The following is a 12083-nucleotide window of genomic DNA, read 5'->3' as shown; positions in this document are numbered from 1 at the left end:
CTCATCGATCCCCCGGAAACATGCCCGACGGAACGCCCCTGCCGTCCCAGTTGAGCAGATTCACCCGCGACGGCCGATCCGCGTTGGCAGCCATGCCACCGCTGGTCTGCCGGTGCTGCAGGGCGTGGAAGGTCTCCACCGCCACCGGCACCGGACCCCCGCTGGCCTCACCGAACGGACCCGACTCATACATTCCGGGGCCGCCTTCGAAGGACAGTGAGCAGCCGGGCTCCTCAGCTCCCGGTATCCCCTCCGTGCTGTAGGCCGTCGGAATGACGTAGCGCTCCTCGTATTTCGCGAGCGCCAGCAGCCGGTACATCTCGTAGGTCTGTTCCTCGGTCATGCCGACCGCGGCGGGGATGTGCGGTTGGGTCTCACGGCCGAGATTGATGTCGCGCATGTATGACCGCATCGCGGCCAGCCGGCGCAACACACCTTCGACGACGGCGGTGTCACCGGCGGTGAACAGCCCCGCCAGATACTCGATCGGGATACGCAGCGCCTCCAGCGCCCCGAAGAGATTCCCGATGTCCTCGCCGTCATGTCCGTCACGGCTGACGGCGTCGACCACCGGAGACAGCGGCGGGATGTACCACACCATCGGCACCGTCCGGAACTCCGGATGCAGCGGCAGCGCAACACCGTAGGTATGGATGAGCTTGTACACCGGAGAGCGTTGGGCGGCTTCTATCCATTCATCGGAGATGCCCTCGGCCCGGGCCCCGGCGATCACCTCCGGGTCGGTCGGGTCGAGCAGGATCTGCCGCTGCGCTTCGTAGAGATCCTTGTCGTCGGGTACCGATGCCGCTTCCAGCACGCGGTCGACGTCGTAGAGCACCAGCCCGAGGTAGCGCAACCGCCCCACGCAGGTTTCCGAGCACACCGTCGGCAGCCCGACCTCGATGCGTGGGTAGCACAGGGTGCACTTCTCGGCCTTACCGGTCTTGTGGTTGAAATACACCTTCTTGTAGGGACATCCGGACACGCACATGCGCCAGCCGCGGCAGCGGTCCTGATCGACCAGCACGATGCCGTCCTCGGAGCGTTTGTACATTGCGCCCGATGGGCAGGACGCCACACACGCCGGGTTCAGGCAGTGCTCACAGATTCGGGGCAGATAGAACATGAAGGTCTGCTCGAGCTCCAGCTGGATCTGCTCACTGACCTGTTTGAGCACCGGGTCTCCCGGCACGATCTCGGGCGACCCGGCCAAATCGTCGTCCCAGTTGGCCGACCACGACACCTTCATGGGTTTACCGGTGATCAAGCTGCGCGGCGCCGCTGTGGGGATGTGCTCACCCAGAGGTGCCGAGGTCAGGTTCTCGTAGTCGTAGGTCCACGGCTCGTAGTAGTCGTCGATGGACGGCAGCTTCGGGTTGGCAAAGATCCGGGCCAGCTTGGCCAGGCGGCCGCCGTCACGAAGCCGCAGCCGGCCGCGACGGTCCAGCTTCCAGCCCCCACGCCACTTTTCCTGATCCTGGTAGGTGCGCGGATACCCTTGCCCCGGACGCGTTTCGACGTTGTTGAACCAAACGTATTCGGTGCCGGCCCGGTTGGTCCACGCCTGCTTGCAGGTCACCGAACAGGTTTGACACCCGATGCACTTGTCGAGGTTCATCACCATCGCCATCTGGGCCATGACCTTCACTGGTACTTCACCTCCTGTGAGCGGCGGCGAACCACCGTCACCTCGTCACGCTGATTTCCGGTGGGGCCGAGATAGTTCCAGGCAAACGAGTGTTGGGCATACCCGCCGGCCAGGTGGCTGGGCTTGACCAGCAGCCGGGTCAGTGAGTTGTGAATACCGCCACGGGTACCGGTGGTTTCGCTCAGCGGTACGTCGATGGTCCGCTCTTGTGCGTGGTAGACGTACACCACACCCTCGGGCATCCGGTGGCTGACCACGGCGCGGCACACCAGCACGCCGTTGCGGTTCACGGCCTCGATCCAATCGTTGTCTTTCACTTCGATCCTCGCCGCGTCCAACGGGCTCATCCACATGGTCGGACCGCCACGTGACAGCGACAACATGAACAAGTTGTCCTGATACTCCGAGTGGATCGACCACTTGGAATGCGGGGTCAGATACCGCACGGTCAGCCCGATGCCGTCGCGGCCCAGTTTGGATTCGCCGAACAGCCGCGCCATGTCCAGCGGCGGCCGGTAGATCGGCAGTTGCTCGCCGAGTTCCTCCAGCCAGTCATGGTCGACGTAGAAGTGCATGCGCCCGGTGAGGGTGTGAAAAGGCTTGAGCTCCTCGATGTTCACCGTGAACGGTGCGTAGCGGCGGCCGCCGGTCTCACTGCCCGACCATTCCGGGCTGGTGATCACCGGCACCGGTCGGGCCTGGGTGTCGGCGTAGGTGATCCGGCGCTCCTCGTTGCCGATGGCCAGGTGGATCAGCTTACGGCCGGTGCGCCGTTCGAGCTCTCGGAAACCTTCCACTGCCAGCCGGCCGTTGGACGTGCCGGACAGCGCCAGGATCACATCGGACATCCGTTCGGCCGTGGTGATCGCCGGGCGGCCCTGGCCGGCACCGGAATCCATCACACCGAACTTCGCGGCGAGTTCGGCGACCTCCTGGTCGGGGTGGGTGGTGATGCCCTTGGTGGTCAGCCCCAGGCTCTCCACCAGCGGGCCAAGCGTTGACCATTTCTGGGCGATCGCCGTGTAGTCGCGCTCGACCACCAACAGTGGGCCCATGGTCTTGCCCGGCACCGGGGTCTCGCCGGTGGTCCGCCAATCATGTTCGGTGCCGGCGGGGTAGGCCATCGCGCCGGGGGTGTCATGCTGCAGCGTACCCATCACCACGTCGGTGCGGGTGCCCAGGTGCCTGGCGGCCAGGGTGCTGAAGGTGCGCGCGATCGCCCCGAAAGCCTCGAAGTCCGAACGGGTCTCCCAGGGTGGATCCACCGCCGGGCTGAAAGCGTGGATGTACGGGTGCATGTCGGTACTGGACAGGTCGGCCTTCTCGTACCACGTCGCCGCAGGCAGGACCACATCCGAGAGCAGCGTCGTCGAGGTCATCCGGAAGTCGATCGACATCAGCAGGTCGAGCTTGCCCTCGGGAATGTCCTCGCTCCACGCCACGTCTTTGGGCCGCAACTCCTCCCCGGTGGGCTCGGCCTGCACGTTCGAGGTGGTGCCCAGCAGGTGACGCAGGAAGTATTCGTTGCCCTTGCTGGAGGAACCCAGCAGGTTGGCCCGCCAGACGTTGAGCACGCGTGGCCAGTTCGCCGGATTGTCCGGATCGGTGACCGCGAGTTTCAGCCCGCCGCTTGCCAATTGCTCGGCCACGTACTCAGGCACCTCGCGGCCGGCCGCCTTCGCCTCGTCCACCACGTCTAGGCTGGACCGGTCGAACTGCGGGTAAAACGGCGTCCACCCCATCGCCACCGCGGAACTCATCACATCCATGGTGTGCTTGTCGCGGAAGCGGCCTCGGCCCACCGGACTGGACAGTGCGTCGGCGCGGTAGCCGTCGTACCGCCACTGATCGGTATGGGCGTACCAGTACGACGTGCCCGCCATTTGCCGCGGCGGGCGCGACCAGTCGGTGCCCATCGCCATCGCGGCCCATCCGGTGACCGGCCGGCATTTCTCCTGGCCCACGTAATGCGCCCAGCCGCCACCGTTGCGTCCCATCGAACCGGTGAGCAGCAGCAGGGCCAGGACGGCCCGATAGGTGGCGTCACCGTGAAACCACTGGCAGATGCCCGCACCCATGATGATCATGGACCGGCCACCGGATTCCTCGGCGTTGCGGGCGAATTCGCGCGCAACCCGGATCGCCTGGCCCGCCGATACCCCGGTGATCTGCTCCTGCCAAGCCGGGGTGTAGGGCTGGGTGGCGTCGTCGTAGCCGGTGGGCCACTCGCCGGGCAGGCCCGGCCGGTGCACGCCGTACTGGGCCAGCATCAGGTCGAACACCGTGCACACCAGGTGTTCGCCGACCCGCCGCACCGGTACGCCGCGCTGCATGGTCGCGCCGCTGCCGTCGACGGTGTCAAATCGCGGCAGCGTGATCTCGGCGGTCTCCAAGCTGTCCCCCAGCACCGTCAGGGCAGGAACCAAGTCCTCCAGATCGAGATTCCATTTGCCCACACCGTCAGCGCCATATCGGAACCCCAACGAGCCCTGCGGCACCGCGACACTGTCGCTGGCACCGTCGAGCAGCACCGGCTTGAACGCCGCATTCTCCTGTTCGGCCACTGGGCCGCCCAGATCGGCGGCGGTGAGATTCTTGCCGGGGACCAACATCTGGTCACGCTCTTCGAGCTTGACCAGAAACGGCAGATCGGTGAAACGCCGGACATAGTCGACGAAGAACGGAATCCGTTTCCGCACAAAGCATTCGTCGAGGATCACATGACCCATCGCCATGGCCAGCGCACCGTCGGTGCCCGCCGCACACGGCATCCATTCGTCGGCGAACTTGGTGTTGTCGGCGTAATCCGGGCTGACCGTCACCACTTTCGTGCCCCGGTAACGGACTTCGGCCATCCAATGCGCATCCGGTGTGCGGGTGACCGGGACGTTGGAACCCCACATCATCAGATACGACGCGTCCCACCAGTCCCCGGACTCCGGCACATCGGTCTGGTCGCCGAACACCTGCGGAGAGGCCACCGGCAGATCGGCGTACCAGTCGTAGAACGACGTCATCACCCCGCCGAGCAGCTCGATAAATCGTGAACCCGCGGCGAACGACACCATCGACATCGCCGGGATCGGCGAGAATCCGGCGACTCTATCCGGGCCGTAGGTCTTGATGGTGTAGACGTGCGCGGCGGCAATCATCTCGGTCGCCTCGGCCCAGCTGACGCGGACCAGGCCGCCCTTGCCGCGGGCCTGGTGATACCGCTTGCGGCGGACGGGATCACCCTGGATGTCGGCCCACGCCAGCACCGGATCCTTCAAGCGCGCCTTGGCTTCCCGATACATCTCGACCAGCACGCCGCGTGCGTACGGATACCGCACCCGCGTCGGCGAATAGGTGTACCACGAGAACGCCGCACCGCGCGGACACCCGCGCGGCTCGTACTCGGGACGGTCGGCACCCACGGACGGGTAGTCGGTCTCCTGGGTTTCCCAGGTGATGATCCCGTCCTTGACATAGATCTTCCAGGAACACGATCCGGTGCAGTTGACCCCGTGGGTGGAACGGACCACCTTGTCGTGGCTCCACCGATCACGGTAGAACACATCGCCCTGACGGCCCCCCTGCCGCGTGACCGTACGCAGATCACCGGAGAACTCACCGGCGGTGAAGAACCTCCCACTGCGCTCCAGCAGCTCCTCGAGCGATCCGCCGATGTGGGGCTTGGTCATTGACGCGCCTCCTTGGGCTCAGGTTCGCGGGCGTGCAATCGCAGAGCCGTGTAGCCGAATGCCAGCAGTGCCGTCGCCACGAGAAGCAGAAGCCCCACGGTGTAGTTGTGGTTCACCGAGTCATACGTCGCACCCATCACCAAGGGCGGGAAGTATCCGCCCAAACCGCCTGCGGCGGCGACGATGCCGGTGACCGAGCCGACCTCCTTGGCCGGGGAACGCCGCGCCACCCAGGCGAACACGCCGCCGGTGCCGATGCCCAGGAAGATCGCCAACGCGATGAACGTCGCGGCGGACCACACATCCGGCGGTGGCTGGAACACCGCGATGAAGGCGAGCACGGCCGTACCGGCGAAGGAGGTGAGCACCACGTACTTGGGTGGGATGCGGTCGGAGAGCGCACCACCGATCGGCCGGGCCAGCACCGCGGCCAAGGCGAATCCCGCTGTACGGCTTCCGGCTTGGACGGCGGAGAATTCGTACACGTTCTTGATGTAGGTGGGCAGGTAGTTGCTGAACGCCACGAAGCCGCCGAAGACCACCGCGTAGAGGAACGACATCTCCCACGTCACGGGCAGCTTCAGCGCCGATTTGAGCTTGGGCATCACCGGATCGGTATTCGGCTCGAACGCCGGCGAATTGCGCATCACCACCAAACACAGCACCGCAGTCAGCGCCAGGGCGACCGCGATGATCAGATGCGTGGGGAATAACCCGAACCACCGCACGAATCTCGGCGTGAAGAATGCGGACAACGCAGTACCGACCATGCCCATACCGAACACACCGGTGGCATAACCTCGCCGAGAGGGCTCGTACCAATTATTGGCGAACGGAATTCCGACTGCGAAGATTGTGCCCGCGATCCCCAGGAAGAATCCGCACACCAACAACATCGGGTACGACCTGGCCTCGCCGGCCGCCCCGACGGCCAACACCGGCACGATCGAAGCCAGCGTCACCGCGAGGAACATCGTGCGGCCGCCGTACCTGTCGGTCAGCGCGCCCACGGCAATTCGGCCGAGCGAGCCGACCAATATCGGAGTGGCGACAAGCATCGAGGCCTGGGTGCTGCTCAACCTCATGTCGCCGGCGTAAGTGGTGGACAGCGGGCCGATCATGTTCCAGGCCCAGAAATTGATGGCCGAGACCCAGGTGGCCAGCAAGAGGTTCATGCTCTGCCCTTGGCCCTGGTACGGCGCACTTGCCGTGGTCACCACAACAGCAAAACATCATGTTCGGCGCGGTCGCGTCATTTTCCCGGAAACGTTGCAGGCGGTTTCACGGAAATGTAATCCGCAACATCCATATGTCGAAATAAATCCTGTTGTGCCGTCGCCCTACTGGGTGAGCTGAGGCGAAAGTGCCCGAAATCGCGTCGCTTCAGGTATTTTCGCGCCTGCTCTGCGGAGAAAGCGCTTCGGTCAGTTCCGGAAGCCAGGCCCGGTCGGCGGGTACCCACGGCAGCTGGTCGAGTTCGTCGACCGTCACCCAGCGCAACGCGCGGTGGTCATGCGGCCGCGGACTGCCCGAGGTGAGCGTCACCCGGTAGGCACGCAACGTCATCCCCGGCTTCAGCGCGACGTCCACACCCAGACGGGAACCGACGGTCACCTCGACGCCGAGTTCCTCCCGCAGTTCACGGGTCAGCGCGTCCGCGTCACTTTCCCCGACTGCCACCTTGCCGCCCGGCAATTCCCACAGCCCCGCCAATTCCGGGGGCCGCTGCCGTTGGGCGACCAACAGCCGAGCCGACGAGAACAGGGCACCGGCCACGACGATCTGCGCATCCATCGCGCCCGACGGTATACCGTCGGGTATGACCGTGTTATCGAACGATCAGGTCGACGCCGCACTGCCCGATCTGCCGGGCTGGGAACGCGCGGCGGGCGCCCTGCGCAGATCCACCAAATTCCCGACATTCCTCGACGGTATCGACGCGGTGCGCCGCGTAGCGGAGTTCGCCGAGGAGAAAGATCATCACCCAGACATCGATATCCGTTGGCGCACAGTCACTTTTGCTCTCGTGACGCACTCAGCGGGCGGGATCACCGACAAGGACATCCAGATGGCCAGGGAGATCAACCGGATTCTGTCCGACCAGCCCGGCTAGTCGCGATCCAGGCCAGCGTCGCCAGTGTCGCAACGATGTAGACCAGCCCGGCCCAGGCCAGATACCAGGGCCGGCCGATCACCCAGATCGTCGGCTGGGCGAAACTGAGCAGCCACGGCACACCGACCAGCGTCAGCGCCAGCCAGCCCCACCCCAAGACACGTGCGCCCAGCCGGTCGGCCAGCGGCCCGTGCAACAACCAGATCATCAGCGGGATCAGCCAGACCCAGTGGTGGGTCCACGAAATCGGTGAGAGCAGCAAACCGAACAGACTCACGATCACGATGGCGCCGAGCCGGTCAGCACTGCCGCCGATCGCCCGCCACGCCAACACCGCGAGGACCGCGGTGACGGCGATGCCCAGCAACACGGCCGGGCCGTATCCGGCGTCGTGGCCGAGGATGCGCGAGATCCCGCCGCGCCATGATTGGTTGAACGACGTCCCGATCGGTCCGATCCGATCTGCATCACCCAGCAATTCGGTGAAGTACCGACGCGCCTCGTCACCGATCACGAGGACCGACAGGGCGACTGTCCCGAAGAACACCACCGCAGAGAACACCGCGGCGCCCCAGCGGCGAGCGCCGACGAAATACAGCCCCGACACCGCGGGCGTGAGCTTCACTCCGGCGGCCAGCCCGACCAACAACCCCGACAGCCACCAACGATTGCTGTACACGGCGTAGAGCACCGCCAACACCAGGACCACATTGACCTGGCCGTAGTCGAACGTGCTGCGCAGCGGTTCGGTCCAGATGCCGACGGCGGTCCACAACATCGCAAGACGCCGGGAGGCCGGGCCGCCGAGCAACAGTTGACTGACCCGCACCACGCCGTACAGCGCGGCGATGATGCCGATCTGCCAGCAGAACGCCACCAATCCGAACGGCAACAGATGCAGTGGGTAAAACACCACCGCGGCAAACGGCGGATAGGTGAAAGGCAGTGGGAAATCCGGTGTCTGGTCCGCGTAGACGTAGTCGTAGAGCGCGCCTGCGTGACCATCGAGCGTGGCGGCGCCACCCACATAGACGTGCAGATCGACGAAGTTGGCGCCGTTGGGGACCAGGTAGGTCCAGGCCAGACGCGCCGCAATGCTGAGGACCAGCAACACAGGCGCCAGGCGATAGAGCCACGCGGTTGCTGAGAGTTGGGTAGCCGGTTCGGTGTTAACGGACACGACTTTAGCGACCCGTGCCGTTTGTTGTGTCGGGGGTTTGTCACGTCAGCGTGGCCGTCAGGCCCGGCAGCCTTGCCACGCCAGAGTGGCTGTCGACACCGAGCGTCACGCTGGAGCACCAACCCGACACCCACCTCGCCCGCCGCCGCCAACACCCAGCGCTCCTGGCACGCCAGCGTGGCTCTCGACGGCGAGAGTCACGCGAGCGTGACGCACGACGGCGCGGAGCCCTGGACGGCCCTGGACGGCCCGGCGCATCACGCTCAAGGCACTGCCCGATAACGAAATCCACCGCTGCAGTAACGGTTAAATAACCGCCACACGTGTCACTTGAGTACCACCAGTAACTGGATAGTTTCGTGCTCAGTCGTTCAAGCAACCGATTGGGAGAACCATGATCTTCACCTGGAAAGCACTTTCCACCAGCATGATCGCGGCTGCCGGCGCAGTCCCGGTCGCGTTGGCCCTCAGCGCCCCAGCGAACGCCGAGCCGGTGCCCCCTGCCCCGGCACCGGCACCGAGCCTGCCGATCGTCAACCAACTCGCCGGCGTGCCTGCCGCCGCTCCGCAGCTGCTGCAGGGTGTGAGCTCGGCGTTGACCGGCGCTCCCGCCGCCGCACCGGCACCCACCCCGGGCGCCACCGCATCGGTGACACTGCCGCAGGCACCTGCGGCCGTCACTCCGGCAGCCGCCAACGCACCGCTGGGATCGATGGTGTCCGGCTTGCCCGCCGCACCGGCTGCGGCCCCGGCCGCGACCGCTCCGGCCAGCGGCCCGGCATCTCTAATCCCCTCGGCCGAGGTGACGATCCCGCAGGTGCCCGGGATGCCGATCCCGCTGCCCCAGAAGGTCAACATCCCCGGTGATCTGGCCTCGCTGGCCCCGGTCGCGGCTCAATCGGCCCTGCCCGCCACGGCCCTGGCACCGGCAGCTGCAGCGGCTCCGGCCGCCGTGGCCGCTCCGGCAGCTGCGGCTCCCGGCGTCTCGAACACCGGGGTTGCGGCGCTGGCCCCGCTGCTGACCGCCGGCCTGCCCTGATCCCCGAACTGGTCTGACCGCCCGAAACGATTGGGAAAGCCATGTCACCGCGTAAGTCCCTGAAGACGATGTTCGGCACCGCCGCTGCAATCGGGTCCACCACCCTGTTGTTCTTCGGAAGCGCCGTCGCCAATGCCGACCCGGCACCGCTGCCGATCGACAACCTGCAGGCACCCGGCCTGCCGGCGATGGAGAACCTGAGCCCGATCATCCAGCAGGCCGCGGCCGACCCGGGCGGCGCAGTGCAGCTGTTGATGGCAGCTGCACAGGCGTTCGCTGCCAACAAGTCGGAGACGGCTGAATCCCGCAACGTCGCGACGGCGGTCAACCAGTTCGCAGCCCAGCCCGTCGCCGCACCCGAGCACGTTCCCGCCCTGGGTGCCGGCAACGACGCTCACCTGCCGATGGGTGTCGACCCGGCCCACGCGGCCGGGCCGGCCCCGGAGGCACTTCCGGCTCCAGCTCCGGCGCCAGCCGCAGCTGCCGCCCCGGCACCCGCGCCCGAAGCCGCACCTGCACCCGCACCGGCACCCGAAGCCGCGCCCGCACCGGCACCCGAAGCCGCACCCGCGCCCGGGGCTGTTCCCGCGGCGGCGACCATCCCGGCCCCGGCACCCGCGCCTGAAGCCGCACCCGCACCCGCACCCGCACCTGAAGCTGCTCCTGCTCCTGCTCCTGCTCCTGAAGCTGCACCGGCTGGGGCACCCGCCCCCGCGCCCGACTTCGGTCCCGATGCCCCGACGACGCAAGACTTCATGTACCCGTCGATCAGCAACGGCTGCCTCAAGGACGGCGGAAACGTTCTGGCGACGGCGATTTCGGTGGCCGGCCCAGCCACGATCCCGCTGCCCGGCCCGAAAGCCGGTCAGACCGCCTATGTGTTCACCGCGATCGGCACGCCGGGGCCGGCCGCCGAACAGAAGCTGCCGCTGAACGTCACCTGGGTCAACCTGACCACCGGAAAGTCCGGCAGCGCGACCCTTCAGCCGCGGTCGGACATCAACCCTGAAGGACCGACCACGCTGACCGCGATCGCCGACACGGGCTCCGGCAGCATCATGTCGACGATCTTCGGGCAGGTCACGACCACCGAGAAGCAGTGCCAGTTCATGCCCACCATCGGATCCACGGTGGTGCCCTGACCAAACCGATAAATGGGGATACGAAATTCCCGGTCGCTTGCCTCATGGCCGGCGACCGGGAATTTTGTCAGGGGCTGAAATTCGTTGGCGGCCTCAGTAGGCCATGAACAGGATCATCTCGCGGTCGTACTCACGCCCGGGGTGCTGCTGAGCCAGATGTGCCTGAGCCTTCTCGACCAGGTCGTCTTCATCGGTGCCGCTGATCGCTTCCCCACACGGGCAGTTCAGATGTGTCTTCGCCATATGTTCACCATCGCATAGGTAGTCCAGCTTGCAACCCCCGAGTAGCTCAAGACTTGGCGGTCTTGGCTTCTTTGGCGGCGGCCTTCATCTGCTTCTTGTACGTGCGGACCTTCTGCAACGACCCGGGATCCACCACGTCGGCCACCGACATGAAGCTGCCCGCGGCTCCGTAATCACCCGCGGCCTCGCGCCAGCCCTCGGGCGTCACTCCGTACTGCTTGCCCAACAGTGCCAAGAAGATCCGGGCTTTCTGGTCACCGAACCCCGGCAGGCGCTTGAGCCGGCGCAGCACTTCTTTGCCGTCGGGGTCGCCACCGGTCCACAGTGCTGTCACGTCGCCGTCGTACTCGTCGACGATGGCCCGGGCCAGATCCTGCACCCGCTTGCCCATCGACCCCGGAAACCGGTGGATGGCAGGGGTTTGCGACACCAGTGCGATGAACTCGTCGGGGTTGTGATCGGCGATCTCTCGGGCGTCGACGGCACCGAGGCGGTCGGCGATCTTCTTGGGCCCGGCGAACGCCGTCTCCATCGGAATCTGCTGATCCAACAACATCCCGACCAAGAGCGCGAACGGGTTGGACTCCAGCAGGGCGTCGGCCTCGGGGTCTTGGACTAGCTGCAGTTTTCCCACGTCGCCAGTCTAGAACCCGAGACGTTTTTGACGTCTGTGTCGGTGCAATGTGCGAATGTGTACGCGATACCCGGTGAAGTGCCCATAGGAGATGGACATGAGACGCGTCGTTGCACCCCTTTTTGCAGCGGTGGTTACCGCGCTTGCCTTGGCCGCCACGGCCAACGCGATCCCAGACCAGGGCACGCCGGAGTTCGACAACTACATGCAGGGCCTGGATCGCAATGGATTCCACTTGAATCCGGACACCGCGTGGCGCGTCGCCCACCAGGCGTGTATGGGCGGCATTCCGGGATACATCAGCTTGGAACTGGCTGCCCAAGGCGTTATCGGTCCCGGTGCGGAGCAGCGGGTGTACGACGTGGCCAGAAAGTACGCCTGCCCCGTTCAATAGGCGGTTT

Annotated in this window: 11 protein-coding genes; 4 read left to right on the top strand and 7 right to left on the bottom strand. The window is 65.9% G+C overall.

The features are described 5' to 3' along the window. Position 1: 1 nt before the first annotated feature. The 4 genes from narH to E0T84_RS08190 form a co-directional block, all read right to left on the bottom strand. Complete coding sequence (gene narH / locus E0T84_RS08205) at positions 2-1648, bottom strand: nitrate reductase subunit beta (protein WP_070188522.1); 1647 nt, start codon at positions 1646-1648, stop codon at positions 2-4. Continuing rightward, positions 1645-5331, bottom strand: a complete 3687-nt coding sequence (locus tag E0T84_RS08200) for a nitrate reductase subunit alpha (RefSeq protein ID WP_070188521.1) — start codon at positions 5329-5331, stop codon at positions 1645-1647. The genes narH and E0T84_RS08200 overlap by 4 nt, the downstream gene beginning before the upstream one ends. Continuing rightward, entirely contained in the window at positions 5328-6506 is a 1179-nt protein-coding gene (locus E0T84_RS08195; RefSeq protein ID WP_165617799.1) for a NarK/NasA family nitrate transporter, read from the bottom strand. Before E0T84_RS08195 ends, E0T84_RS08200 begins: the two co-directional genes overlap by 4 nt. 208 nt (positions 6507-6714) lie before the next feature. After that, positions 6715-7125: a (deoxy)nucleoside triphosphate pyrophosphohydrolase gene (locus E0T84_RS08190; protein WP_070188520.1), complete on the bottom strand. Its 411-nt coding sequence runs from the start codon at positions 7123-7125 to the stop codon at positions 6715-6717. 25 nt (positions 7126-7150) lie between these two features. On the opposite strand from E0T84_RS08190, the gene E0T84_RS08185 reads away from it, so the two are divergent. Then, positions 7151-7444 carry a 4a-hydroxytetrahydrobiopterin dehydratase gene (locus E0T84_RS08185; protein ID WP_070188519.1) on the top strand — a complete coding sequence of 98 codons (294 nt, stop codon included), beginning with the start codon at positions 7151-7153 and terminating at the stop codon, positions 7442-7444. On the opposite strand, the gene E0T84_RS08180 is transcribed toward E0T84_RS08185, so the two are convergent. Next, entirely contained in the window at positions 7413-8624 is a 1212-nt protein-coding gene (locus E0T84_RS08180) for a mannosyltransferase (protein ID WP_075910055.1), read from the bottom strand. The genes E0T84_RS08185 and E0T84_RS08180 overlap by 32 nt on opposite strands. Before the next feature lie 394 nt (positions 8625-9018). Between E0T84_RS08180 and E0T84_RS08175 the strand changes: the two genes are divergently transcribed. Then, entirely contained in the window at positions 9019-9663 is a 645-nt protein-coding gene (locus E0T84_RS08175) for a hypothetical protein (RefSeq protein ID WP_138744203.1), read from the top strand. A 41-nt stretch (positions 9664-9704) separates the two neighbouring features. After that, positions 9705-10805, top strand: coding sequence for a hypothetical protein (locus E0T84_RS08170; protein ID WP_070188516.1), 1101 nt, complete (start codon positions 9705-9707; stop codon positions 10803-10805). 93 nt (positions 10806-10898) lie between these two features. Here E0T84_RS08170 and E0T84_RS08165 read toward each other — a convergent pair whose 3' ends face one another. Both E0T84_RS08165 and E0T84_RS08160 read right to left on the bottom strand, forming a co-directional pair. Then, positions 10899-11048, bottom strand: coding sequence for a DUF1059 domain-containing protein (locus E0T84_RS08165; protein WP_003882209.1), 150 nt, complete (start codon positions 11046-11048; stop codon positions 10899-10901). A 46-nt stretch (positions 11049-11094) separates the two neighbouring features. Continuing rightward, positions 11095-11682, bottom strand: coding sequence for an HhH-GPD-type base excision DNA repair protein (locus tag E0T84_RS08160; RefSeq protein ID WP_070188515.1), 588 nt, complete (start codon positions 11680-11682; stop codon positions 11095-11097). Positions 11683-11773: 91 nt separating this feature from the next. Here E0T84_RS08160 and E0T84_RS08155 point away from each other — a divergent pair, with 91 nt between their 5' ends. Next, positions 11774-12076, top strand: a complete 303-nt coding sequence (locus E0T84_RS08155) for a DUF732 domain-containing protein (protein ID WP_070188514.1) — start codon at positions 11774-11776, stop codon at positions 12074-12076. The last annotated feature ends 7 nt before the right edge of the window (positions 12077-12083 follow it).

It is taken from the genome of Mycobacterium sp. DBP42 (genome assembly GCF_005924235.1).
Classification (GTDB): Bacteria; Actinomycetota; Actinomycetes; order Mycobacteriales; family Mycobacteriaceae; genus Mycobacterium; species Mycobacterium syngnathidarum.
The sequence above is the reverse complement of the archived record's forward strand: the minus strand, read 5'-3'. Positions and strand labels throughout refer to the sequence as shown.

Bases quoted from the DNA above. Each gene is read 5' to 3' on its own strand.
- E0T84_RS08200 (WP_070188521.1), bottom strand. From the start codon at position 5,331: ATGACCAAGCCCCACATCGGCGGATCGCTCGAGGAGCTGCTGGAGCGC.
- E0T84_RS08195 (WP_165617799.1), bottom strand. From the start codon at position 6,506: ATGAACCTCTTGCTGGCCACCTGGGTCTCGGCCATCAATTTCTGGGCC.
- E0T84_RS08190 (WP_070188520.1), bottom strand. From the start codon at position 7,125: ATGGATGCGCAGATCGTCGTGGCCGGTGCCCTGTTCTCGTCGGCTCGG.
- E0T84_RS08185 (WP_070188519.1), top strand. From the start codon at position 7,151: ATGACCGTGTTATCGAACGATCAGGTCGACGCCGCACTGCCCGATCTG.
- E0T84_RS08175 (WP_138744203.1), top strand. From the start codon at position 9,019: ATGATCTTCACCTGGAAAGCACTTTCCACCAGCATGATCGCGGCTGCC.
- E0T84_RS08170 (WP_070188516.1), top strand. From the start codon at position 9,705: ATGTCACCGCGTAAGTCCCTGAAGACGATGTTCGGCACCGCCGCTGCA.
- E0T84_RS08165 (WP_003882209.1), bottom strand. From the start codon at position 11,048: ATGGCGAAGACACATCTGAACTGCCCGTGTGGGGAAGCGATCAGCGGC.
- E0T84_RS08155 (WP_070188514.1), top strand. From the start codon at position 11,774: ATGGACATGAGACGCGTCGTTGCACCCCTTTTTGCAGCGGTGGTTACC.